Genomic DNA, 23,548 nt, shown 5'->3' with positions numbered 1-23,548 from the left:
GCCATGACCCTCGAACTAAAACCCAAACCCCTGTAGGAGTGAGCCTGCTCGCGATGGCGGTTTGTCAGTCACCCTCGTGTTGTCAGGACTATCGCTATCGCGAGCAGGCTCACTCCTACAAGGGTATCCCGCGATAGCGATGCGACATTGGTGTAACGGCCAGCCCGCAGTCTAAACGGCTAATATGGCACTTCAATGCTGTCGAATGCCTGGGAAAAACGCTTTATGCAAACCGCCTACACCGTCCTGATCCTGCTGATGCTGGTCAGCGTTTCCCGCCTGGTCGGGCGGGTGATACCGCTGCCGTTGCCGCTGGTGCAGATCTGCGCCGGCGCCTTGCTGGCGTGGCCCACTCTCGGTTTGCACGTGGCGCTGGACCCAGAATTGTTTCTATTCTTGTTTTTGCCGCCTTTGCTGTTCTCCGATGGCTGGCGCATGCCTAAAAGGGAACTGTGGCGGCTGCGCGGTCCGATCCTGACCTTGGCGGTGGGCCTGGTGCTGTTCACTGTGGTTGGCGCCGGTTATTTCATCCATTGGCTATTGCCAAGTATTCCCTTGCCAGTGGCGTTCGCGTTGGCGGCAGTGTTGTCACCGACCGATGCCGTGGCGGTTTCGGCGATCTCGCAGAATCGCCTGCCAACCCCGTTGATGCACATGTTGCAGGGCGAAGCGCTGATGAACGACGCCTCGGGCCTGGTGACGTTCAAGTTTGCCCTGGCTGCAGCCGTGACCGGTGTGTTCTCCCTGGCCAATGCCAGCCTGACCTTCGTTCTGGTGGCCGTTGGCGGGCTGGCGGTCGGCGTCGCGCTGAGCTGGCTGGTTGGGCGCCTGCGTTCCTGGATGATCGCCCGGGGTTGGGATGACCCGGCAACCCACGTGGTGTTCATGCTGTTGCTGCCGTTTGCGGCCTACGTACTTGCCGAGCGTCTGGGCGCGTCGGGCATCCTGTCGGCGGTAGCGGCGGGGATGATGCAAAGCTGGCTCGACCTGCTGCCGCGCCAGACCAGTACCCGACTGCTCAATCGCAGCGTCTGGTCACTGCTGGAGTTCGCCTTTAACGGCCTGATCTTCCTCCTGCTGGGTCTGCAGTTGCCGGACATCATCAAGGCGGTGGCCAGCCACGAGACTTCGCTGTGGCCGACTTTGCTCTACCGTTGCCTGGACGTGGTGGCGATCTTCCTGGTGCTGCTGGTGTTGCGATTCGTCTGGGTGCAGAGCACCTGGCGCTTTTCCGGATGGCTGCGGCGTTGGCGAGGTAAAGACCAGATGACCCAGGTCCCGACTGCCCGTTCGTGCTGGTTGCTGACCGTGGGCGGCGTGCGCGGGGCGGTGACCTTGGCCGGCGTGCTGTCGGTGCCGATGCTGATGGGCGGTGCGGCGTTTCCTGAGCGAGATCTGCTGATTTTCATCGCGGCCGGGGTAATCTTGCTGTCGCTGATCGCTGCGTGCATCGCGTTGCCGCTGCTCTTGCGCGGAATCGAAAAAAGCCCGGACGACAAACGCCGCAATGAAGTGCGCGATGCCTGGCGTAAGACCGCCGAGGCGGCGATCCACGCGCTCGAAGTCGACGAGGTCACTCCGCAGGACGCGGCCCAGGCTGCGCTGGCGATTGAACTGAAGGCGCGGATCATGTCCGAGTATAGGCATCAGCTGGAAGTGTTCAACGATTCGGCGGAGGCCCAGGCGCTGGCGTTCCAGATGGATTTGCTGGAGCGGCGGATGCGCCTGAAAGCGCTGCGGGCGCAGCGCCTGGAGTTGTACGCGCTCAGCCGTCACCACCAGATTGGTGATGACGTCTTGCGCGAGGTGTTAGGGGAGCTGGACTTGAGCGAAGCCAATCTCGGGGTGGTGAAGTAATCAAACTCCCCGGTTACTGTTGGGCTTACGGGTAAATCTGGCGGGCAAATGCGATATCGCCTTCGCTAAGTTGCTTATTCATGGACTGCTCCCAATCACCGAGGGTGATTTCGTTCGGTATTGGGTAATGCATCACGGATTGTCGGTCATAGGGTGCATAAGTCGTATTGTTGTCTCGGGCGAGAGGAAGCACGATAGCGTCCACCGTGGCCCTCGACATTCCATGGTTTCTTTCCAGTGCTTCATAAGCCTTTTCCTTGTCCCAAGGTATGTCCGCGTCAGGATGTTGATGCTCATGTAGCAGGCCCAAAGCGTGGCCAAACTCGTGGATGACTATTGCCTCATAATTTGCCTCGGTCTTGTTAATCCCCAACCACATGGTGGCTTCACTGGGTTGAGCCGCCACTGCGTCCGTTCCAATGAGTGAACGAGCGACGGTGTTGTAGTTAGGTGACAGATAAATGCGAATGTCACCTTCATAGCGTTCGTCATTGTCGTCGAGGTCTACAAAGTCAAAACCAAGATTGACGTAAGGTGCCCATTGGTTAATGGCATTTTTAACGATGTCGAACAAATCGTCGTCCCATCGATAGATCGCAATTTTTAATGTTCTGCCCGTTGCCCAGAATTTGGTATGGCTACCCACGTTACGCTTTTGTCGATTTGATTTACTTTGAAGTACGTTGCTTTTTCGTTCGTCTGATGCGGCTTCGAAAGATGCCTGAAGGTCAATAGATGTTTGAGGTTGGCAAAAATGAAATGTGTTCATGATTTATAGTTCTTTTTGAAATCTATGGGCTATGCGTGTCGCAGGTTTTTTTTTGACAAGCACCGTTAATGTTTTGGATAAAGCAACTTCATAAGTGTTTTATCTTTTTTGCTAATCTTTCGGTTGATAGGGATTTCCCAATCGCCCAGCGTCAGTGTGTTAGCCACTGGGTGGTGCATGATGGATTTCTTGTCGTACGGCGTATAAATCGCTTCGATAGTATCGAAGGGCTCAAACAGGTTCCTGTCGACCCGTTCTTTTGTCAGTGGATTCATTTCCCGATTCTGGTAGAACGCATACACTTTCGGTTTGTCCCAGGGAATATTGGCCTCAGGGTGTTGGTGTTCATGCATGGCGCCTAATGCATGTCCAAACTCATGCGTTACGATCACGTCGAAGTCTTTATCTTCAGGTTTGACCCCAAGATTCATAGTCGGCCAGTCCGGATGAATCAACAGCGCATCGGTGCCCAGCATTGAGCTGTTGACGTTGTTTTTTGTCGCGATCCGGATATCACCTTCACGTCCATCGACAAATTCGAAGCTCAGATTGATATAGGGCAGCCACTGGCTGGCGGCTTCGATAATCTTGTGTTTATGTTTATCGTCGGGGTCGTCGATAAAGGCGATTTTAAGCGTCCGGCCGTTAGCCCACAGTTTTGAGTAATTGATCAGCGAACGTTTGCGGCGAGTACCGCTGGAGGCGTTTGCATTTGCGGGGTTTTCGTTGACGGCAGCCTCGTAGGATTGCTGATCATCAGGCCATTGGAGAAGAGTGCAGTTTTCAATGCGGTTCATTAGTTACTTCTTCCATGAAGTGGCTGTAAAAGTTTATTAGGGTGCACAGTTGTGTGCTGCATGAGAGTAATAGGAACTCTGCAGGATGGTGAGCTTAAATTGTGAGCGAAGTGTTACTGGCTATATGAGAGTGCCCGCACTGCATTGAACAGTGCGGGCTGGGATATTTACTGGTTGCGGGTAATAAACTCGCGAATTCTCTTGGCCGCTTCTACACATTCAGCCAACGGTGCGACTAGCGCCAAGCGCACCCGCCCGGCACCCGGATTCGCACCGTCAACGTCACGGGACAGATAGGACCCCGGCACCACGGTCACATGTTCTTCGACGAACAGATCGCGGCAGAACGCTTCATCATCGCCGTCAATGTTCGGCCACAAATAGAAGCCACCATCCGGGCGCTGCACGTCCATCACCGGAGCGAGGATTTCCAGCACCGCATCATACTTCTCGCGATACAGCGCACGGTTGGCTTGCACATGCACTTCGTCATTCCACGCGGCAATGCTGGCCAGTTGAGTCTGAACCGGCATCGCGCAGCCGTGGTAGGTGCGGTACAGCAGGAAGCCTTTGAGAATCTCGGCATCACCCGCCACAAAACCCGAACGCAGGCCGGGCAGATTGGAGCGCTTGGACAGGCTGTGGAACACCACGCAGCGCTTGAAGTCCTGGCGACCCAGCTCCACGCAGGCGCTGAGCAGGCCGGCCGGCGGGGTTTGTTCGTCGAAATACAGCTCGCTGTAGCACTCGTCGGCGGCGATCACGAAGTCGTATTCATCGGCCAGGGCGATCAGCTTTTTCAGGGTTGCAACCGGGATCAGCGCGCCGGTCGGGTTGCCTGGGGAGCACAGGAACAGGATCTGGCAGCGTTTCCAGATGTCTGGCGTAACCGCGTTGAAGTCCGGGTTGAATCCGTTGGCATCCAGGCACGGCAGGTAGTGCGGCTTGGCGCCGGCGAGGAAGGCCGCGCCTTCGTAGATCTGGTAGAACGGGTTCGGACTGACGACCAGCGCGTCTTCACCACGATTGACTACGGTCTGGGTGAAGGCGAACAGCGCCTCGCGGGTGCCGTTCACCGGCAGCACGTTGCGCGCCGGGTCGAGCCAGCCGTTCGGAACGTTGAAACGGCGCTCGCACCAGGCAGCAATGGCTTCGCGCAGGGCGGGGATACCGAGGGTGGTCGGGTATACAGCCATCTGATCCAGGTTCGTGGCCAGTGCTTCAGCGACGAAGCCTGGCGAACGGTGCTTGGGCTCGCCGATGGACAGGGCGATAGCGCGCTTGTCCGGATTGGGCGTGACGCTGCCGAGCAGGGCGCGGAGCTTCTCGAACGGGTAGGGCTGCAGCTGGGTCAGGGCGTTGTTCATCGGTAAATCTCGTTCGGAGTGGAGATCCTGCAGGAGCCGGCTTGCCGACAACCTCTGTGGGAGCAAGGCTTGCCCGCGATGCAAGCGGCTCGATTTTCGGTCGAATCGCAATGCGCTATCGCGAGCAAGCTTTGCTCCCACAGGGGGATGGCAGCAAGCCGGGTACTACAGAGTACGGTCTTCACAGGTTCAGATAGTTAGTCGCGACAGTTTGATTTCGGAGTCCTGGCTGACGGTCAGTTGCTCGACGATCGCATCCTGCAAACGGCTGCAAAGCAACGGGTCGGACAGCGGCTGGTTGTTCGCGTCGGTGATGAAGAACACGTCTTCCACCCGTTCGCCCAAGGTGGCGATCTTGGCGTTCTGCAACGACAGGTCGAACTCGAGGAAAATCGTGCCGATGCGTGCCAGCAGGCCCGGGCGGTCCGGGGCGCTGAGTTCCAGGACGGTGACCGGACGCTGGGCGTCGTTGTGGATCGTCACTTGTGGCGCAAACGCGAAATGCTTGAGCTGGCGCGGCACTCGACGCTGAATGATGGTCGGGTAGTCGTCCGGATTGCGCAACGCTTCGGTCAGGCCTTCGCGGATCTTCTTCACCCGCGCCGGGTTATCGCCGATCGATTCGCCTTCGGTGTCGAGCACGATGTAGGTGTCGAGGGTGAACTGGCTGCTCGAGGTGATGACCCGGGCGTCGTGGATGTTCAGGTTAAGCTGGTCCATCGCCGCCACGGTCACCGCGAAGAAATCATGCTGATCGGGGGCATAGATGAAGATCTGGGTGCCGCCCTCGAACTCGCGCTGGGTGGTTTCCTTGATCAGCACCAGAGGCCCGCCGTCAGCCGGCTGCTGGAGGATCGCGTCACTGTGCCAGGCGACGTCGCCGGCAGTGTGGCGCAGGAAGTAGTCATCACCCAGTTGCGCCCACAATTGCTCGACGTCATCCGGGTCGGTACCGCCGCGTACAAGAATGTCCAGGGCGGCGCTTTGGGTCTGGCGAATCTGCTCTTCGCGGTCCACCGGGTTTTCCAGGCCGCGACGCAGGGCGCGCTTGGTCTCGGTGTAGAGCTGGCGCAACAGGCTGGCGCGCCAGGAATTCCACAGCGTCGGGTTGGTGGCGTTGATGTCGGCCACCGTCAATACGTATAGATAGTCGAGGTGGGTCTCGTCGCCGATGATCTGCGCGAAGTCGTGGATTACCTGGGGGTCGGACAGGTCCTTGCGCTGGGCGGTGGTCGACATCACCAGGTGGTTCTGCACCAGCCAGACGATCAGGCGGCTGTCCCACGCAGGCAACTGGTGGCGCTGGCAGAACGCCTCGGCATCGACTGCGCCGATTTCCGAGTGGTCGCCATGCCGGCCTTTACCGATATCGTGATACAGGCCCGCCAGGTAGATCAGCTCCGGCTTGGGCAGCTTGGCCATGAGCTTGCTGGCCAGCGGGAATTTTTCCGACACCTGGGTGTACTGCAGCTTACGCAGGTGCTTGATCAGGTTCAGGGTGTGAGCGTCGACCGTATAGATGTGAAACAGGTCGTGCTGCATCTGCCCGACGATGAAACCGAATTCCGGCAGATAGCGCCCAAGGATGCCGTAACGGTTCATCCGTCGCAGGTTGCGATGAATGCCAATCTTGCACTTGAACAGCTCGATGAACAGGCTGGTGTTGCGGATGTCGTTGCGAAATTCGTCGTCGATCAGGTGCCGGTGCTCGCGCAGCAGGCGAATCGTATCGGCGCGCACCCCTTTGATTTCCGGTTGCTGAGCCATCAGCACGAAGATTTCGAGCATGGCAAACGGGGTGCGGTGGAACACGTTGTCGTTGCGCGCCTCGATGTAGCCGTCGTGCAGCTGGAACCGGGAGTTGATCGGTTGCGGCGCAGCTTCGTCTTCCGGTGCCAGGATGACTTCTTCGAAGTGCTGGATGATCAGGTCGCTGAGCTGGGCGATGCTCATGACCACCCGGTAATACTGCTGCATGAAGTTTTCGATGGACTGCTTGGCATCATCGCCTTCGTAACCCAGCAGGCCGGCGATCGAGCGCTGGTGGTCGAACAGCAGGCGGTCCTCGGAGCGACCGGCGAGCATGTGCAGCGCGTAGCGGACCTTCCACAGGAATTCCTGGGAGGAGGCCAGCAGGGCGTTTTCGCTCTCGACCAGGAAACCTTCGCCGGCCAGGGCCCGCAGGTTCAGGGTGCCGTACTCGCGCCGGGCAACCCAGAGAATCGTCTGGATATCCCGCAGGCCGCCAGGCGAGCCTTTGACGTTGGGTTCCAGGTTGTATTCGGTGTCGTTGTACTTGTGGTGGCGGGCCTTCTGCTCGGCGCGCTTGGCCAGGAAGAAGTCCTTGCTCGGCCACATGTGCGCGGTACTGGTGACATCGAGCATGCGCTGGCGCAAACGCTCGGGGCCACAGATGGTGCGGCTTTCCATCAGGTTGGTGACAACCGTCAAGTCGGCTCGGGCTTCAATCGCGCATTCGTCTACCGAACGCACGCTCTGGCCGACTTCCAGGCCGATGTCCCACAACAACGTCAGAAAACGCTCGATGGAGTCGCGGAAAATCTCGTGATCGGCGCTGTCCAGCAGGATCAGCAGGTCGATGTCGGAGTAGGGGTGCAATTCGCCACGCCCGTAGCCACCGACCGCGACCAGCGCGATGTCGGCGTCCTCACTCCAGTCGAACTGCTCCCAGGCCTTTTGCAGGATGTTATCGACGAACCAGGCACGATCCTCGATCAACCGGCGGATCTCCCGGCCGCTGCGGAAGCGCCCGTCGAGCACCTCGCGAGCCTGGCGGATGGCCTTCTTGAAGGCGGCAATCGGGCTTGCCTTCAGGGCCAGTTCAGCCTGGAACTGGCCACGGTCGAAGAGTTCGGGATCCACCTGCGGCATCGATTGGCTTTCCTTTCTATAGGCTGGGAGCTGCGCTGGTTGAATCAGGCCGAAACGCGCGGGATGGTGTCATCGCTGCGCAGGGTGAAGATCTCGTAGCCGGTGTCGGTCACTACCAGGGTGTGTTCCCACTGGGCCGAGAGCTTGCGGTCCTTGGTGATGGCGGTCCACCCGTCGCCCAGCACCTTGGTGTCAGCCTTGCCCTGGTTGATCATGGGTTCGATGGTGAAGGTCATGCCCGCTTTCAGCTCCATGCCCGTACCGGCGCGGCCGTAATGCAGAATCTGCGGTTCTTCGTGGAACACCTTGCCAATGCCGTGGCCGCAGAACTCGCGAACCACCGAGAAGCCGTTCTTTTCAGCATGCTTCTGGATCACTTCACCGATGTCGCCCAGGCGGCAGCCGGGTTTGACGATTTCGATGGCCTTGTACATGCATTCCTGGGTGATCTGCGACAGGCGCTCAGCCCAGACTGGCACAGTGCCGACGTGGAACATGCGGCTGGTGTCGCCGTGGTAGCCGTCCTTGATCACGGTGACGTCGATGTTCAGGGTGTCGCCATCCTTGAGCGGCTTCTCGTTCGGAATGCCGTGGCAGACCACGTGGTTGATCGAGGTGCAGATCGACTTCGGGTAGCCTTTATAGTTAAGCGGCGCTGGGATCGCCTGCTGCACATTGACGATATAGTCGTGGCAGATGCGGTCCAGTTCTTCGGTGGTGATGCCCGGTTTGACATGTTCAGCAATCATTTCCAGCACATCGGCGGCCAGTTTGCCGGCGACACGCATTTTTGCGATGTCCTCTGGGGTCTTGAGGTTGACGGTCATACAGGCTCTCTCTGCGCTCGATGGCGCTTCACTAAGTCAAAATGGGCGGTGCGCATGCGATCTTCGCAGCCCTGAAAAACGCGATTCTACCAGACGACAGGGGCAAATCTGAGCCTCTATGCATCGCTTCTCCCTATAGATGGGCGCATTCTTGAGGGATTCCAAGGGCGCCAGCAAAGGCGTGCGTCAGGAATTGAGAATCCGGGTTCCGTTTTTGCGAGCCATATGATATAAAATGCGCCGCTTTCCGGGGATACCCCGAAAGGCTTAAATCCACACACGTGTCGACACGATGACCTGGGTGCCTTCAGCTGATGCTGCTGGTTGGTCATTGGGATACGTGGAGGCCAAACCCGACTTATTAAGGAACTATCATGTCCCAAGTCAACATGCGCGATATGCTGAAGGCCGGTGTGCACTTCGGTCACCAGACCCGTTACTGGAACCCGAAAATGGGTAAGTACATTTTCGGCGCGCGTAACAAGATTCACATTATCAACCTTGAAAAAACCCTGCCAATGTTCAACGAAGCTCTGACTTTCGTAGAGCGCCTGGCCCAGGGCAAAAACAAGATTCTGTTCGTCGGCACCAAGCGTTCCGCTGGCAAGATCGTTGCTGAAGAAGCAGCACGTTGCGGTTCGCCGTACGTCGATCACCGCTGGTTGGGCGGCATGCTGACCAACTTCAAAACCATCCGTGCTTCCATCAAGCGTCTGCGTGACCTTGAAGTTCAAGCCGAAGACGGTACTTTCGCCAAGCTGACCAAGAAAGAAGCGCTGATGCGCACTCGCGATCTTGAGAAGCTCGATCGTTCCCTGGGTGGTATCAAGGACATGGGCGGTCTGCCAGACGCTCTGTTCGTTATCGACGTTGATCACGAGCGCATCGCGATCACCGAAGCCAACAAGCTGGGCATCCCGGTTATCGGCGTAGTCGATACCAACAGCAGCCCGGAAGGCGTTGACTACATCATCCCAGGCAACGATGACGCAATCCGCGCTATCCAGCTGTACATGGGTTCGATGGCTGACGCTGTAATCCGTGGTCGCAACCACGTTGCTGGTGGCACCGAGCAGTTCGTTGAAGAAGCTCCGGTAGCTGCAGCTGAGTAATTGACGCCTTGGCGTTGACTCAGTAAGCAAAAAGGGGGCTTGGCCCCCTTTTTGCCACCTTGAAAACCATTTGTGTGCAGCGCAGTTGCAGCCCTGTAACGTGCAGCCGCTATCAAATAAGGCTTCGGGAAGAATTGAACGCCCGTTTGCTCGGGTGGAATGGTTGAAAACCTATCCAAGAGGATTTTGAAATGGCAGAGATTACTGCAGCGTTGGTCAAAGAACTGCGCGAGCGTACCGGCGAAGGCATGATGGATTGCAAAAAGGCCTTGACCAAGGCCGGCGGCGACATCGAAAAAGCCATTGATGACATGCGTGCTTCGGGCGCCATCAAGGCTGCCAAGAAAGCAGGTAACGTCGCTGCTGAAGGCGCAATCGCTCTGAAAGAAGACGGCAAATCTGCTGTTCTGCTGGAAGTGAACTCGCAGACCGACTTCCTGGCTCTGCAAGACGACTTCAAGGCATTCGTTGCCTCCAGCGTTGAAAAAGCCTTTGCTGACAAACTGACTGACGTCGCTCCACTGATCGCCGCTCAAGAAGCCGATCGTCTGGTTCTGGTCGGCAAAGTTGGCGAAAACGTCAACATCCGTCGCCTGGCTCGCGTTGAAGGTGATGTTGTTGGTGGTTACCTGCACGGCAACAAGATCGGTGTTGTGGTTGCCCTTAAAGGCGGCAGCGTTGAGCTGGCCAAAGACATCGCCATGCACGTAGCGGCGACCAACCCTGAATTCCTGCTGCCATCGGAAGTTTCCGCTGAAGCGGTAGAGCGTGAGAAGGGCGTGTTCCTGACCCTCAACGCTGACAAGATCGCCGGCAAGCCGGAGAACATCGTTGAAAACATGGTCAAAGGCCGTATCAGCAAGTTCCTGGCTGAAGCGAGCTTGGTTGAGCAGGCGTTCGTCAAGAACCCTGAAATCAAGGTTGGCGAACTGGCCAAGAAAGCCGGTGCTGAAATCGTTTCCTTCACCTACTTCAAAGTAGGCGACGGCATCGAGAAGCCGGTCGACAACTTCGCTGAAGAAGTTGCTGCCCAGCTGGCTGCCGCCAAGCAATAAGACAGTTTTCAACTGTCGCCCTGAAGAGGCTGCCCGCTCACGCGCGCAGCCTCTTTTCAGATGGGGTGCCAAATTTTATATTGGTTTCCCTTTGGAACTGGCTTACAAAGCCATGTTCCGATGGCGCTGAAGCAGCGCCAAGCTAGAGTGAGCGCCAGCTGTAAACAGCTCGCAAAGAATTTTTAAAATACGCCGCAGGAGAGATTCGCAATGGCTCAGCAGGGCAGTGGTTATCAGGCTCGCTATAAACGCATTCTACTCAAGCTTAGCGGCGAGGCCCTGATGGGCTCGGAAGAGTTCGGGATCGATCCGAAAGTCCTGGATCGCATGGCGCTGGAAGTCGGCCAACTGGTCGGCATCGGTGTTCAGGTCGGTCTGGTGATCGGTGGTGGCAACCTTTTCCGTGGTGCGGCGCTCAGCGCGGCCGGCATGGATCGGGTCACCGGCGACCACATGGGCATGCTGGCCACTGTGATGAACGCCCTGGCCATGCGGGACGCGCTGGAACGTGCCAATATCTCGGCCATCGTGATGTCGGCGATTTCCATGGTGGGTGTGACTGATCATTACGATCGTCGCAAAGCCATGCGCCACCTGAACGCCAAGGAAGTGGTGATTTTCGCTGCAGGTACCGGCAATCCGTTCTTCACCACGGATTCGGCCGCCTGCCTGCGTGCTATCGAAATTGACGCCGATGTCGTGCTCAAGGCGACCAAGGTCGATGGCGTCTACACTGCCGACCCATTCAAAGACCCGCATGCCGAGAAGTTCGATCATCTGACTTACGATGAAGTGCTGGATCGCAAGCTGGGCGTGATGGATCTGACGGCCATTTGCCTGTGCCGTGACCACAAGATGCCGTTGCGCGTATTTAACATGAACAAGCCCGGCGCCCTGCTGAACATCGTGCATGGTGGCGCTGAAGGGACCCTGATCGAGGAAGGCCAACAATGATCAACGAAATCAAGAAAGACGCTCAAGAGCGTATGCAGAAATCCCTGGACTCGCTGTCGCACGCGTTCGGCCAGATCCGTACCGGCAAGGCTCACCCAAGCATCCTGGGTAGCGTGATGGTGCCGTACTACGGTTCTGACACCCCGTTGAGCAGCGTTGCCAACGTTACCGTTAAAGATTCGCGCACCCTGCAGGTCGTGGCGTTCGAGCGCAACATGCTCGGAGCAGTCGACAAGGCCATCCAGAGCGCCGGTTTGAACCTCAACCCGACCAACCTGGGCGAGTTGCTGCTGATTTCCATGCCAGCCCTGACCGAAGAAACCCGCAAGGGCTTCACCAAGCAGGCTCGCAGCGCCGCAGAAGACGCCCGTGTTGCCGTGCGCAACATCCGTCGCGATGCGCTTGGCGACCTGAAGAAACTGGTCAAGGACAAGGAAATCAGCGAAGACGAAGAACGTCGTGCCGCTGCCGATATCCAGAAGCTCACCGACAAGGCTGAGGCCGATATCGACGCGGCGACCAAGCAGAAAGAAGCGGACCTGATGGCCGTATAAGGGTCACGTTTTCATGGAAAAGACTAAGCAGACTGCACCCTTTGCGGTGCCGCGCCATGTCGCGATTATCATGGATGGTAATAACCGTTGGGCGAAGAAGCGCTTTTTGCCCGGTGTCGCCGGTCATAAGGCCGGCGTGGATGCGGTGCGGGCTGTTATCGAGGTGTGCGCCGAAGCCGGGGTCGAGGTATTGACCCTGTTCGCGTTCTCCAGCGAAAACTGGCAGCGCCCGGCCGCCGAGGTCAGTGCCTTGATGGAGTTGTTCTTCAAGGCGCTGCGCCGCGAGGCCAAACGCTTGAGCGAGAACAACATCAGTTTGCGCATCATCGGTGACCGTTCGCGCTTTCACCCCGAGCTCCAGGCCGCCATGCGCGAGGCTGAAGCCATGACGGTGGGCGCGAATCGCCTGGTCCTGCAGATCGCCGCGAACTACGGCGGCCAGTGGGATATCGCGCAAGCGGCCCAGCGCCTGGCTCGTGAAGTCCAGGCCGGGCACCTGCGTCCGGAAGACATCACTCCGGAGCTGCTGCAGACCTGCCTGTCGACGGGCGATCTGCCGTTGCCGGACCTGTGCATCCGTACTGGGGGCGAGCACCGCATCAGCAACTTCCTGCTTTGGCAACTGGCTTACGCCGAGTTGTACTTCTCCGACCTGTTCTGGCCGGACTTCAAACACGACGCCATGCGCAAAGCGCTGGCCGATTTCGCATCGCGCCAGCGTCGCTTCGGTAAAACGAGCGAGCAGGTCGAGGCTGGAGCCCGGGTTTAATGCTTAAACAACGAATCATCACTGCACTGATCCTGCTACCGATTGCCCTGTGTGGCTTTTTCCTGCTGGAAGGTTCCGGCTTTGCGCTGTTCATCGGCCTGGTCGTGACCCTGGGCGCCTGGGAATGGGCGCGCCTGGCGGGTTTTACCGCACAGCCAGTACGCGTGGCCTATGCGCTGGCCGTCGCGGTGATGCTGTTTTTCATGCATGTATTGCCCGGGCTCGCGCCTTGGGTACTGGGCGCTGCAGTGCTGTGGTGGGGCGTTGCGACCTATCTGGTGCTGACCTATCCGCGTTCGAGCAGTCATTGGTCGAGTGCCGCCTGCAAGCTGGTGATTGGCCTGCTGGTGCTGCTTCCGGCCTGGCAAGGTCTGATCCTGATCAAGCAGGAGCCCCTGGGCAACTGGCTGATCATGGCGGTGATGGTGCTGGTCTGGGGCGCAGACATCGGGGCTTACTTCTCCGGTCGTGCCTTCGGCAAGCGCAAGCTGGCGCCGCAGGTCAGTCCTGGCAAGAGCTGGGAAGGGGTCTACGGCGGCCTGGCGCTGGCGCTGGTGATCACGGCCATCGTCGGCCTGGTGCGTGACTGGACGGTGGCAGAGCTGCTCAAGGGTCTGATTGGTGCGGCGGTAATCGTGTTCATCTCGGTAGTGGGCGACCTTACCGAGAGCATGTTCAAGCGTCAGTCCGGTATCAAGGACAGCAGTAACCTGCTGCCGGGTCACGGCGGCGTGCTGGATCGCATCGACAGTCTGACTGCGGCAATCCCGGTCTTTGCAGTATTGCTGTGGATGGCCGCGCCATGAGCCGTCCTCAGCAGATCACCGTGTTGGGCGCTACCGGCTCGATCGGCCTGAGCACCCTCGACGTCATCGCCCGTCACCCGGATCGTTTCCAGGTGTTCGCCCTCAGCGGCTTCACCCGCCTGGCTGAACTGCTGGCCTTGTGCGTGCGTCACATTCCGCAGTTTGCCGTGGTGCCTGAAGCCAGCGCTGGCCGTCGTCTGCAGGAGCAATTGCGCTCCGCCGGGCTGTCGACGCAGGTATTGATTGGGGAGGAGGGCCTGTGCCAGGTCGCCGCCGACCCTGAAGTCGATACGGTAATGGCTGCCATCGTCGGTGCGGCGGGCTTGCGCCCTACCCTGGCGGCAGTCGAGGCCGGCAAGAAGATTCTGCTGGCCAACAAGGAAGCGCTGGTGATGTCCGGCGCCTTGTTCATGCAGGCCGTGCGCAAGAGCGGGTCGGTGCTGTTGCCGATCGACAGCGAACACAACGCGATTTTCCAATGCATGCCACGGGATTTTGCCCGGGGGCTGGAGTCGGTCGGTGTTCGCCGCATCCTGCTCACGGCTTCGGGTGGCCCGTTCCGCCAGACACCGCTGGCCGAACTGGCACACGTGACCCCGGAACAGGCCTGTGCCCATCCGAACTGGTCCATGGGGCGCAAGATTTCGGTCGATTCGGCCAGCATGATGAACAAGGGGCTCGAGCTGATCGAGGCCTGCTGGCTGTTCGACGCCAAACCATCCCAGGTCGAGGTGGTGATCCACTCCCAGAGCGTCATCCACTCCCTGGTCGATTACATCGACGGTTCGGTGCTGGCGCAATTGGGCAACCCCGACATGCGCACGCCGATCGCCAACGCGCTGGCGTGGCCGGAGCGCATCGACTCGGGCGTGGCGCCGCTGGATCTGTTCGCTATCGCGCGTCTGGACTTCCAGGCACCCGATGAAGAGCGTTTTCCCTGCCTGCGCCTGGCGCGTCAGGCGGCCGAGGCGGGCAACAGTGCGCCGGCCATGCTTAACGCAGCAAATGAAATCGCGGTTGCCGCCTTTCTCGGTGGGCGGGTTGGTTATCTGGAAATCGCGAGTATCATCGAGGAAGTGTTGAATCTCGAACCTGTAGTCGCGGTGGATGATCTCGATGCCGTATTCACGGCAGATGCCAAGGCCCGCGAACTCGCTGGCCAATGGCTGAGTCGCCACGGGCGGTAACACGTGTTGCAATACGCAAGCCCATGCAGCACTGGAAAGCACTGCGGAGAAATTAGATGAGCGCGCTTTACATGATTGTCGGCACCCTGATTGCGTTGGGTGTGCTGGTTACCTTCCACGAGTTCGGCCATTTCTGGGTCGCGCGTCGCTGTGGGGTCAAAGTGCTGCGTTTCTCCGTGGGCTTCGGCATGCCATTGCTGCGCTGGCACGACAAGCAGGGCACCGAGTTCGTGGTCGCCGCCATTCCATTGGGCGGCTACGTGAAGATGCTCGATGAGCGTGAAGGCGAAGTACCTGCCGATCAGCTCGATCAGTCGTTCAATCGTAAAACCGTACGTCAGCGGATTGCCATCGTGGCGGCGGGCCCGATCGCCAACTTCCTGCTGGCAATGATCTTCTTCTGGGTCCTTGCCATGTTGGGCAGCGATCAGGTGCGCCCGGTAATTGGCGCGGTCGAGCCTGCGAGCATCGCTGCCAAGGCCGGCCTGAGCGCCGGGCAGGAAATTGTTGCAATAGATGGCGAGCCGACTACCGGCTGGGCGGCGGTGAACCTGCAGCTGGTGCGCCGGTTGGGTGAAAGCGGGTCGCTGCAACTGCTGGTCCGCGATCAAGGCTCAACAGCCGACACCCCGCGCGAGCTGGTGCTGAATGAATGGCTCAAAGGTGCAGATGAGCCGGATCCGATTCGCTCGCTGGGTATTCGTCCATGGCGCCCGGCGCTGCCACCGGTGCTGGCCGAGATCGATCCGAGTGGTCCGGCACAGGCTGCTGGCCTGAAAACCGGGGATCGCCTGGTCGCCCTTGATGGCAAGTCGCTCGACGACTGGCAACAAGTGGTCGATACGGTGCGTCTGCGTCCTGCTGCCAAGGTTGTGCTGCGGGTCGACCGCGAGGGTGCGCAAATCGACGTGCCGGTCACCCTTGCCGCTCGCGGCGACAGCAAGGCGCCCAATGGATATCTGGGTGCCGGGGTAAAAGCAGTCGATTGGCCACCAGAGATGATTCGCGAGATCAGCTATGGTCCCGTGGCGGCAATTGGGGAAGGGGCTCGACGCACTTGGACCATGAGTGTCCTGACCCTCGATTCGCTGAAGAAAATGTTGTTCGGCGAGCTCTCGGTAAAAAACTTGAGTGGACCGATAACCATTGCTAAAGTGGCGGGCGCTTCTGCCCAGTCGGGCGTCGCTGATTTCCTGAATTTCCTTGCTTATCTGAGTATTAGCCTGGGAGTTCTGAATTTGTTGCCCATTCCAGTACTGGATGGGGGGCATTTGTTGTTTTATCTGATCGAGTGGGTGCGTGGTCGCCCCTTGTCGGATCGGGTGCAGGGTTGGGGGATACAGATCGGGATCAGTTTGGTGGTCGGAGTGATGTTGCTCGCTCTGGTCAATGATTTGGGTCGACTGTAACGCTTCGCTGAATTGCGAATCTGCCGCATTTTGCGGCAGTTTGTTTATTGCCAGTTGGAATAAGAAAGGACTTCATGAAACGTCTGCTGCTAACTGCGGTTCTCACCGTATTGATGATCGCCGAAGTTCACGCCGAGTCCTTCACTATCTCTGATATTCGCGTCAATGGCCTCCAGCGGGTCTCCGCGGGTAGCGTTTTTGGTGCCTTGCCGTTGAACGTCGGCGAGCAGGCTGACGATCGTCGCCTGGTTGAGTCCACTCGTGCGTTGTTCAAAACCGGTTTCTTTCAAGATATCCAGCTGGGCCGCGATGGCAACGTCCTGGTCATCACGGTAGTCGAGCGTCCGTCGGTCGCCAGTATCGAAATCGAAGGCAACAAGGCGATTTCGACTGAAGACCTGATGAAGGGCCTTAAACAGTCCGGTCTGTCCGAAGGTGAAATCTTCCAGCGCGCCACCCTCGAAGGTGTGCGTAATGAGCTGCAGCGCCAATATGTCGCTCAGGGTCGCTACTCGGCAACTGTCGACACCGAAGTGGTGTCGCAGCCGCGTAACCGCGTCGCGCTGAAGGTCAACATCAACGAAGGCACCGTTGCGGCTATCCAGCACATCAACGTGGTGGGTAACACCGTATTCCCTGATGAAGACCTGATCGACCTGTTCGAACTCAAGACCACCAACTGGTTGTCGTTCTTCAAGAACGATGACAAGTACGCCCGTGAAAAACTCTCCGGTGACCTGGAGCGTCTGCGTTCCTACTACCTGGACCGCGGCTACATCAACATGGACATCGCTTCCACCCAGGTGTCGATCACCCCGGACAAGAAGCACGTCTACATCACCGTCAACGTCAACGAAGGCGAGAAATACACCGTTCGTGACGTCAAGCTGAGCGGCGACCTGAAAGTCCCTGAGGACCAGATCAAGTCCCTGCTGCTGGTGCAGAAAGGCCAGGTGTTCTCGCGCAAGCTGATGACCACCACTTCCGAACTGATCACCCGCCGTCTGGGTAACGAGGGTTACACCTTCGCAAACGTCAACGGTGTGCCGCAGCCGCACGATGAAGACCACACGGTCGACATCACTTTCGGCGTGGATCCGGGCAAGCGTGCCTACGTCAACCGCATCAACTTCCGTGGCAACACCAAGTCCGAAGACGAAGTGCTGCGTCGTGAAATGCGCCAGATGGAAGGTGGCTGGGCTTCGACCTACCTGATCGACCAGTCCAAGACCCGTCTTGAGCGTCTGGGCTTCTTCAAGGAAGTGAACGTCGAAACCCCAGCGGTACCGGGCGTCGACGACCAGGTAGACGTCAACTACAGCGTGGAAGAGCAGGCCTCGGGCTCCATCACCGCCAGCGTTGGTTTTGCCCAATCTGCCGGTCTGATCCTCGGTGGCTCGATCACCCAGAACAACTTCCTCGGTACCGGTAACAAGGTCAGCATCGGCCTGACCCGCAGTGAATACCAGAGCCGCTATAACTTCGGTTATGTCGACCCGTACTGGACTGCTGATGGCGTGAGCCTGGGTTACAACGCGTTCTATCGCACTACTGACTACGATGAGCTCGATACTGACATCGCCAGCTATGCGGTAGACAGCCTGGGTGCCGGCGTGAGCGTGGGCTACCCGATCAGCGAGACTTCGCGTCTGACCTTCGGCCTGACTGCCCAGCAGGACACGATCAAGACCGGCGTTTATACCGTCGACGAGATCTTCGACTTCGTGAACAAGGAAGGCGACAAGTACCTGAACTTCAAGGCGTCGGTCGGCTGGTCGGAGTCGACCCTGAACAAAGGTGTGCTGGCCACCCGTGGTCGTTCCCAGAGCCTGACCCTGGAAACTACTACGCCGGGCAGCGACCTGTCGTTCTTCAAGCTCGATTACCGCGGCCAGTTGTTCCAGCCGCTGAGCGAAAACTACACCATGCGCCTGCACACCGAATTGGGTTATGGCGACGGCTACGGCTCGACCGATGGCTTGCCATTCTATGAAAACTACTATGCTGGTGGTTTCAACTCGGTTCGGGGCTTCAAGGACAGCACTTTGGGTCCTCGCAGTACGCCAAGTCGTGGCAACAACCCAGGTACTGCGGAAGATCCGGACCAGGATCCGCTGCCGTTCGGTGGTAACGTCCTGATCCAGGGCGGCGTGGAATTGTTGTTCCCACTGCCGTTCGTCAAGGATCAACGCTCCCTGCGGACTTCGGTCTTCTGGGACGTGGGTAACGTGTTCGACTCGCAGTGCAAGGACACCACCAATGCTGATGGCTCACCGTCCCGTACCAAGTGCAACGACATCAGCCTGAGCAACATGGCCAGTTCCGTCGGTGTCGGTGTGACCTGGGTTACAGCGCTGGGCCCGTTGAGCTTCGCCCTGGCAATGCCAGTGAAGAAACCGGATGACGCTGAGACTCAAGTGTTCCAATTCTCCCTCGGCCAGACGTTCTAAGCGTCTGACCCAAGATAACGACAATGGATTTTGTAGGAGTGCATCGTGCGTAAGTTGACTCAATTGGTTCTCCTGGCGACCGTACTGGTAGCAGGCCCGGCTTTTGCCGACATGAAAATCGCCGTCCTGAACTATCAGATGGCCCTGCTGGAATCCGACGCGGCCAAGAAATACGCGGTGGATGCCGAGAAGAAGTTCGGCCCTCAGCTGTCCAAGCTGAAGACGCTGGAAAGCAGTGCCAAGGGTATTCAGGATCGCCTGATGGCCGGTGGCGACAAGATGCAGCAAGGCGAGCGTGAGCGTCTGGAGCTTGAATTCAAGCAAAAGGCCCGCGACTTCCAGTTCCAGTCCAAGGAGCTGAACGAAGCCAAAGCCGTTGCTGACCGTGAAATGCTTAAACAGCTCAAGCCGAAACTGGACAGCGCTGTGGAAGAAGTCATCAAGAAAGGTGCCTTTGACCTGGTCTTCGAGCGTGGTGCAGTGATTGATGTCAAACCTCAGTACGACATCACTCGCCAGGTCATCGAGCGCATGAATCAGCTGAAGTAATCCATGACAGCGACTATGAAGCTCGGCCAGTTGGCCGAGTTCCTCGGCGCCACCCTGCGTGGCGACCCGGAGAAAGAAATTACTGGGCTAGCCACTTTGCAAGAGGCTGGCCCAGCTCAGTTGAGCTTTCTGGCAAATCCTCAATACCGCAAATACCTGGCTGATTGCCGGGCTGCGGCGTTGTTGCTCAAAGCCGGTGATGCTGACGCCTTTGCGGGTGACGTGCTGGTAGTACCGGATCCGTACCTGGCATACGCGCGCATCTCCCACCTGTTCGATCCCAAGCCGAAGGCGCCGGCCGGCATTCATCCGACAGCGGTGATCGCCGCCGATGCGGTGGTCGATCCGGCAGCGAGCATTGGTGCATTTGCGGTCATCGAGAGTGCCGCGCGTATTGCCGCCGGCGTGACTGTTGGCGCACATTGCTTCATTGGCGCGCGGTGCGAGATCGGCGAAGGTGGCTGGTTGGCTCCGCGCGTGACGCTGTATCACGACGTGCGCATTGGCAAACGGGTCGTAATCCAGTCGGGCGCAGTGTTGGGCGGTGAAGGTTTTGGTTTCGCCAACGAGAAGGGCGTCTGGCAGAAAATCGCCCAGATCGGCGGAGTACTGGTGGGTGACGACGTGGAGATCGGGGTCAATACTGCGATCGACCGTGGTGCGCTGGCCGATACAGTGCTCGGCAATGGTGTGAAGCTCGACAATCAGATCCAGATCGCCCACAACGTGCAGGTCGGTGATCACACCGCCATGGCGGCGTGCGTGGGGATCTCCGGCAGCACCAAGATCGGCAAGCATTGCATGCTCGCCGGCGGCGTTGGGCTGGTGGGGCATATCGAAATTTGCGACAACGTTTTCATCACCGGGATGACCATGGTGACCCATTCGATTACCGAAAAGGGTGCCTATTCTTCCGGTACGGCGATGCAGCCGGCAGCCGAGTGGCGCAAAAGCGCGGCACGCATCCGTCAGCTCGATGATATCGCGCGGCGTTTGCGCCAGCTGGAAAAGCGGACAGGGGAAGTGACCCCTGACGGTAATGCTTCATCAGATGGCTGATACCATTTCCATATCAAGTGTGCACAGCCGCTAGACTGCCTCCTTGATTTGCTAGAGGGGTGCGCTTTCAGTCGCGCGCTCCCAATCTTTACATAGGCTTCCCCCCGAAATGATGGACATCAACGAGATTCGCGAATACCTGCCTCACCGTTACCCGTTCCTGCTGGTGGACCGGGTCGTGGATCTGGATGTGGAAGGCAAGCGCATTCGCGCCTACAAGAATGTCAGCATCAACGAGCCGTTCTTCAATGGTCACTTCCCGGCGCATCCAATCATGCCGGGCGTACTGATCATCGAAGCGATGGCTCAGGCTGCCGGGATCCTTGGTTTCAAAATGCTCGACGTGAAACCGTCCGACGGCACCCTGTACTACTTCGTCGGCTCGGACAAACTGCGTTTCCGCCAGCCAGTGCTGCCGGGCGACCAGTTGATCCTCGAAGCCAAGTTCCTGAGCTGCAAGCGTCAGATCTGGAAGTTCGAGTGCCAGGCTTCGGTCGACGGCAAGCCGGTGTGCTCCGCTGAAATCATCTGCGCGGAACGCAAACTATGAGTTTGATTGACCCTCGCGCAATCATCGATCCGACGGCCGTGCTGGCCGACGACGTCGAGGTCGGCCCCTGGTCGATCGTCGGCGCTGGTGTGGAAATCGGCGAGGGGACAGTGATCGGGCCGCATGTGATTCTCAAGGGCCCGACCCGCATTGGTAAACACAATCGCATCTACCAGTTTTCCTCGGTAGGCGAGGACACGCCGGACCTGAAATACAAGGGCGAAGAAACCCGCCTGGTGATCGGCGACCATAACGTCATCCGCGAAGGCGTGACGATTCACCGTGGGACTGTCCAGGACCGTTCGGAAACGACTCTGGGCGATCACAACCTGGTGATGGCTTATGCCCATATCGGCCACGACAGCGTCATCGGCAACCACTGCATCCTGGTCAACAACACTGCGTTGGCCGGGCACGTGCATGTCGAGGACTGGGCGATCCTGTCCGGTTTCACCCTGGTGCATCAGTACTGTCACATCGGCGCCCACAGCTTTTCCGGCATGGGCACCGCCATTGGCAAGGATGTACCGGCGTACGTCACGGTGTTCGGCAACCCCGCCGAAGCCCGCAGCATGAACTTCGAAGGCATGCGCCGTCGCGGTTTCAGCGAAGACGCCATTCACGCCCTGCGTCGCGCCTACAAGGTGGTCTACCGCCAGGGCCTGACGGTCGAGCAGGCACTTGCCGAGCTGGGCGAATCCTCGGCGCAGTTTCCCGAGGTCGCGGTGTTCCGTGACTCGATCCAGTCTTCGACCCGCGGCATAACCCGTTAATCATGGCTATTTTGCGTATTGCGCTGGTAGCGGGTGAGGCTTCCGGTGACATTCTGGGCGCGGGTCTCATGCGCGCGCTCAAGGTGCGGCATCCGGCGGTAGAGTTCATTGGCGTCGGCGGTCCGTTGATGGAGGCCGAAGGCCTGGTCTCGTACTTCCCGATGGAACGCCTGTCGGTCATGGGCCTGGTGGAAGTGCTGGGTCGCCTGCGCGAACTGTTGGGGCGGCGCAAGAAACTGATCGCCGACCTGATCGCCGAAAAGCCCGATGTGTTCATCGGCATCGACGCCCCGGATTTCAACCTGAATATCGAGCTCAAGCTGCGCCAGGCCGGGATCAAGACCGTGCACTACGTCAGTCCTTCGGTGTGGGCCTGGCGGCAGAAGCGCGTGCTGAAGATTCGCGAAGGTTGCGATCTGATGCTCACGCTGTTCCCGTTCGAAGCCAAATTCTACGAAGAGAAGGGCGTGCCGGTACGTTTTGTCGGGCATTCCCTGGCGGACGCGATTCCACTTGAAGCTGATCGCGCCGCCGCGCGGGCTGAACTCGGCTTGCCGGACGGGCCATTGGTCGCATTGATGCCGGGCAGTCGCGGTGGCGAAGTCGGGCGCCTTGGCGAGCTGTTCCTGGACACCGCCCAACGCCTGCGGGCCATGCGCCCTGGCGTGCGTTTTGTCATGCCATGCGCAAGCCCCCAGCGTCGGGCACAGCTGGAAGCCATGCTGGCCGGGCGCGATCTGCCCCTGACGCTGCTTGACGGCAAATCCCATCTGGCGCTGGCTGCCTGCAACGCGGTGTTGATCGCGTCCGGAACAGCGACGCTTGAGGCGTTGTTGTACAAGCGGCCGATGGTGGTGGCTTATCGCCTGGCACCGCTGACGTTCTGGATTCTCAAGCGCATGGTCAAAAGCCCCTACGTGTCCCTGCCAAACCTGCTGGCTCAGCGCCTGCTGGTGCCGGAGTTGCTGCAGGATGACGCGACGGTCGAAGCCCTGGCTCAGACCCTGTCGCCCTTGATCGAAGGCGGTGAAGAGCAGACCCGCGGCTTCGACGAAATTCACCGGACCTTGCGTCTGGACGCCTCCAACCAGGCTGCGGATGCAGTGCTGAAGCTGATTGGCCAGAATAATGAGTAAGACAAGCATGCAGATAGGGCTGGATTTCACCTTGGTCGCGGAAGTCGAAGAACTGGTTGCCGGGGTCGATGAAGTCGGTCGCGGCCCACTCTGCGGTGCAGTAGTGACTGCTGCGGTAATCCTCGATCCGAACCGACCGATCCTCGGCCTCAACGACTCGAAGAAGCTCACCGAAGCCCGGCGAGAGAAGCTCTACGACGAAATCTGCGAGAAGGCCCTGAGCTGGTGCATCGCCCGTGCCGAAGTCGAGGAAATCGACGAACTGAACATTCTTCACGCCACCATGCTGGCAATGCAGCGGGCCATCGAGGGCCTGCACATCCAGCCCAAGCTGGCGATGATCGATGGCAATCGTTGCCCGAAGCTGTCCATGCGCGCTGAAGCTGTGGTGCAGGGCGACGGCAAGGTGCCGGCCATTGCCGCGGCGTCGATTCTGGCCAAGGTCAGTCGTGACCGTGAAATGGCTGCTTTCGAATTGATCTACCCGGGTTACGGCATTGGCGGCCACAAAGGCTACCCGACCCCCGTTCATCTGGAAGCCCTGGCCCGTCTGGGACCGACGCCGATTCACCGACGCTCGTTTGCCCCGGTACGCCTGGCGTATGAGGCTCGGGAGAGCCTGATCGAGAGTTAGTCGCGAGGCTGATGTTTTCGCCAAGGCCCGGTACAATCCGGG

At 58.9% G+C, this 23,548-nt stretch carries 21 protein-coding genes; 16 read left to right on the top strand and 5 right to left on the bottom strand.

Translation table 11 applies throughout. The annotated features are described in order from the left end of the window. Positions 1–225 precede the first annotated feature (225 nt). A complete protein-coding gene (locus ACYZTK_RS09940; protein ID WP_462014273.1) occupies positions 226–1,857 on the top strand; it encodes a Na+/H+ antiporter in 1,632 nt (543 codons plus the stop codon). Between the two features lie 25 nt (positions 1,858–1,882). Here ACYZTK_RS09940 and ACYZTK_RS09935 read toward each other — a convergent pair whose 3' ends face one another. The 5 genes from ACYZTK_RS09935 to map all read right to left on the bottom strand — a co-directional run bounded on the left by ACYZTK_RS09935 (position 1,883) and on the right by map (position 8,509). Beyond that, positions 1,883–2,626, bottom strand: a complete 744-nt coding sequence (locus tag ACYZTK_RS09935; RefSeq protein ID WP_462014272.1) for a M12 family metallopeptidase — start codon at positions 2,624–2,626, stop codon at positions 1,883–1,885. Between the two features lie 65 nt (positions 2,627–2,691). Then, positions 2,692–3,423 carry a M12 family metallopeptidase gene (locus tag ACYZTK_RS09930; RefSeq protein WP_462014271.1) on the bottom strand — a complete coding sequence of 244 codons (732 nt, stop codon included), beginning with the start codon at positions 3,421–3,423 and terminating at the stop codon, positions 2,692–2,694. Between the two features lie 167 nt (positions 3,424–3,590). Beyond that, positions 3,591–4,790 (bottom strand): succinyldiaminopimelate transaminase, encoded by a 1,200-nt coding sequence (dapC, locus tag ACYZTK_RS09925; RefSeq protein WP_462014270.1) that lies wholly within the window; start codon positions 4,788–4,790, stop codon positions 3,591–3,593. 189 nt (positions 4,791–4,979) lie between these two features. Beyond that, the gene (locus tag ACYZTK_RS09920; protein WP_462014269.1) at positions 4,980–7,682 is read right to left on the bottom strand and encodes a [protein-PII] uridylyltransferase; all 2,703 of its coding nucleotides are present in this window, start codon (positions 7,680–7,682) and stop codon (positions 4,980–4,982) included. A 44-nt stretch (positions 7,683–7,726) separates the two neighbouring features. Further along, positions 7,727–8,509 (bottom strand): type I methionyl aminopeptidase, encoded by a 783-nt coding sequence (gene map / locus ACYZTK_RS09915; protein ID WP_462014268.1) that lies wholly within the window; start codon positions 8,507–8,509, stop codon positions 7,727–7,729. Positions 8,510–8,883: 374 nt separating this feature from the next. Here map and rpsB point away from each other — a divergent pair, with 374 nt between their 5' ends. The 15 genes from rpsB (at position 8,884) to rnhB (ending at position 23,506) form a co-directional block, all read left to right on the top strand. Continuing rightward, positions 8,884–9,621: a 30S ribosomal protein S2 gene (rpsB, locus tag ACYZTK_RS09910; RefSeq protein ID WP_003219330.1), complete on the top strand. Its 738-nt coding sequence runs from the start codon at positions 8,884–8,886 to the stop codon at positions 9,619–9,621. Between the two features lie 191 nt (positions 9,622–9,812). Then, a complete protein-coding gene (gene tsf / locus ACYZTK_RS09905) occupies positions 9,813–10,676 on the top strand; it encodes a translation elongation factor Ts (RefSeq protein ID WP_033056302.1) in 864 nt (287 codons plus the stop codon). A 210-nt stretch (positions 10,677–10,886) separates the two neighbouring features. Then, the gene (gene pyrH / locus ACYZTK_RS09900) at positions 10,887–11,630 is read left to right on the top strand and encodes a UMP kinase (RefSeq protein WP_003172271.1); all 744 of its coding nucleotides are present in this window, start codon (positions 10,887–10,889) and stop codon (positions 11,628–11,630) included. Next, complete coding sequence (gene frr, locus ACYZTK_RS09895) at positions 11,627–12,184, top strand: ribosome recycling factor (protein ID WP_462014267.1); 558 nt, start codon at positions 11,627–11,629, stop codon at positions 12,182–12,184. The genes pyrH and frr overlap by 4 nt, the downstream gene beginning before the upstream one ends. A gap of 13 nt (positions 12,185–12,197) precedes the next feature. Continuing rightward, positions 12,198–12,953: a polyprenyl diphosphate synthase gene (gene uppS / locus ACYZTK_RS09890; protein ID WP_462014266.1), complete on the top strand. Its 756-nt coding sequence runs from the start codon at positions 12,198–12,200 to the stop codon at positions 12,951–12,953. After that, a complete protein-coding gene (locus tag ACYZTK_RS09885; RefSeq protein ID WP_462014265.1) occupies positions 12,953–13,759 on the top strand; it encodes a phosphatidate cytidylyltransferase in 807 nt (268 codons plus the stop codon). The genes uppS and ACYZTK_RS09885 overlap by 1 nt, the downstream gene beginning before the upstream one ends. Then, entirely contained in the window at positions 13,756–14,946 is a 1,191-nt protein-coding gene (gene ispC / locus ACYZTK_RS09880) for a 1-deoxy-D-xylulose-5-phosphate reductoisomerase (protein WP_462014264.1), read from the top strand. Before ACYZTK_RS09885 ends, ispC begins: the two co-directional genes overlap by 4 nt. A gap of 56 nt (positions 14,947–15,002) precedes the next feature. Next, on the top strand, positions 15,003–16,355 hold the full coding sequence (rseP, locus tag ACYZTK_RS09875) for a sigma E protease regulator RseP (RefSeq protein WP_462014263.1): 1,353 nt from the start codon (positions 15,003–15,005) through the stop codon (positions 16,353–16,355). A gap of 74 nt (positions 16,356–16,429) precedes the next feature. After that, entirely contained in the window at positions 16,430–18,805 is a 2,376-nt protein-coding gene (gene bamA, locus ACYZTK_RS09870; RefSeq protein WP_462014262.1) for an outer membrane protein assembly factor BamA, read from the top strand. 45 nt (positions 18,806–18,850) lie between these two features. Further along, positions 18,851–19,354: an OmpH/Skp family outer membrane protein gene (locus ACYZTK_RS09865; RefSeq protein WP_010462812.1), complete on the top strand. Its 504-nt coding sequence runs from the start codon at positions 18,851–18,853 to the stop codon at positions 19,352–19,354. A 3-nt stretch (positions 19,355–19,357) separates the two neighbouring features. Continuing rightward, positions 19,358–20,413, top strand: coding sequence for a UDP-3-O-(3-hydroxymyristoyl)glucosamine N-acyltransferase (gene lpxD, locus ACYZTK_RS09860; RefSeq protein WP_462014261.1), 1,056 nt, complete (start codon positions 19,358–19,360; stop codon positions 20,411–20,413). A 109-nt stretch (positions 20,414–20,522) separates the two neighbouring features. Further along, positions 20,523–20,963: a 3-hydroxyacyl-ACP dehydratase FabZ gene (gene fabZ / locus ACYZTK_RS09855; protein ID WP_462014260.1), complete on the top strand. Its 441-nt coding sequence runs from the start codon at positions 20,523–20,525 to the stop codon at positions 20,961–20,963. Next, positions 20,960–21,736, top strand: coding sequence for an acyl-ACP--UDP-N-acetylglucosamine O-acyltransferase (gene lpxA, locus ACYZTK_RS09850; RefSeq protein WP_462014259.1), 777 nt, complete (start codon positions 20,960–20,962; stop codon positions 21,734–21,736). Before fabZ ends, lpxA begins: the two co-directional genes overlap by 4 nt. A gap of 2 nt (positions 21,737–21,738) precedes the next feature. Beyond that, positions 21,739–22,872: a lipid-A-disaccharide synthase gene (gene lpxB, locus ACYZTK_RS09845; protein ID WP_462014258.1), complete on the top strand. Its 1,134-nt coding sequence runs from the start codon at positions 21,739–21,741 to the stop codon at positions 22,870–22,872. Positions 22,873–22,879: 7 nt separating this feature from the next. Further along, positions 22,880–23,506, top strand: a complete 627-nt coding sequence (gene rnhB / locus ACYZTK_RS09840) for a ribonuclease HII (RefSeq protein WP_462014885.1) — start codon at positions 22,880–22,882, stop codon at positions 23,504–23,506. Positions 23,507–23,548: the final 42 nt, after the last annotated feature.

The sequence above is a fragment of the Pseudomonas sp. LB3P31 genome (assembly GCF_054897945.1).
The sequence above is the reverse complement of the archived record's forward strand: the minus strand, read 5'-3'. Positions and strand labels throughout refer to the sequence as shown.

Excerpts from the sequence above, each read along its gene's own strand:
- ACYZTK_RS09940 (WP_462014273.1), top strand. The coding sequence starts at position 226 with ATGCAAACCGCCTACACCGTCCTGATCCTGCTGATGCTGGTCAGCGTT.
- ACYZTK_RS09935 (WP_462014272.1), bottom strand. The coding sequence starts at position 2,626 with ATGAACACATTTCATTTTTGCCAACCTCAAACATCTATTGACCTTCAG.
- ACYZTK_RS09930 (WP_462014271.1), bottom strand. The coding sequence starts at position 3,423 with ATGAACCGCATTGAAAACTGCACTCTTCTCCAATGGCCTGATGATCAG.
- dapC (WP_462014270.1), bottom strand. The coding sequence starts at position 4,790 with ATGAACAACGCCCTGACCCAGCTGCAGCCCTACCCGTTCGAGAAGCTC.
- ACYZTK_RS09920 (WP_462014269.1), bottom strand. The coding sequence starts at position 7,682 with ATGCCGCAGGTGGATCCCGAACTCTTCGACCGTGGCCAGTTCCAGGCT.
- map (WP_462014268.1), bottom strand. The coding sequence starts at position 8,509 with ATGACCGTCAACCTCAAGACCCCAGAGGACATCGCAAAAATGCGTGTC.
- rpsB (WP_003219330.1), top strand. The coding sequence starts at position 8,884 with ATGTCCCAAGTCAACATGCGCGATATGCTGAAGGCCGGTGTGCACTTC.
- tsf (WP_033056302.1), top strand. The coding sequence starts at position 9,813 with ATGGCAGAGATTACTGCAGCGTTGGTCAAAGAACTGCGCGAGCGTACC.
- pyrH (WP_003172271.1), top strand. The coding sequence starts at position 10,887 with ATGGCTCAGCAGGGCAGTGGTTATCAGGCTCGCTATAAACGCATTCTA.
- frr (WP_462014267.1), top strand. The coding sequence starts at position 11,627 with ATGATCAACGAAATCAAGAAAGACGCTCAAGAGCGTATGCAGAAATCC.
- uppS (WP_462014266.1), top strand. The coding sequence starts at position 12,198 with ATGGAAAAGACTAAGCAGACTGCACCCTTTGCGGTGCCGCGCCATGTC.
- ACYZTK_RS09885 (WP_462014265.1), top strand. The coding sequence starts at position 12,953 with ATGCTTAAACAACGAATCATCACTGCACTGATCCTGCTACCGATTGCC.
- ispC (WP_462014264.1), top strand. The coding sequence starts at position 13,756 with ATGAGCCGTCCTCAGCAGATCACCGTGTTGGGCGCTACCGGCTCGATC.
- rseP (WP_462014263.1), top strand. The coding sequence starts at position 15,003 with ATGAGCGCGCTTTACATGATTGTCGGCACCCTGATTGCGTTGGGTGTG.
- bamA (WP_462014262.1), top strand. The coding sequence starts at position 16,430 with ATGAAACGTCTGCTGCTAACTGCGGTTCTCACCGTATTGATGATCGCC.
- lpxD (WP_462014261.1), top strand. The coding sequence starts at position 19,358 with ATGACAGCGACTATGAAGCTCGGCCAGTTGGCCGAGTTCCTCGGCGCC.
- fabZ (WP_462014260.1), top strand. The coding sequence starts at position 20,523 with ATGATGGACATCAACGAGATTCGCGAATACCTGCCTCACCGTTACCCG.
- lpxA (WP_462014259.1), top strand. The coding sequence starts at position 20,960 with ATGAGTTTGATTGACCCTCGCGCAATCATCGATCCGACGGCCGTGCTG.
- lpxB (WP_462014258.1), top strand. The coding sequence starts at position 21,739 with ATGGCTATTTTGCGTATTGCGCTGGTAGCGGGTGAGGCTTCCGGTGAC.
- rnhB (WP_462014885.1), top strand. The coding sequence starts at position 22,880 with ATGCAGATAGGGCTGGATTTCACCTTGGTCGCGGAAGTCGAAGAACTG.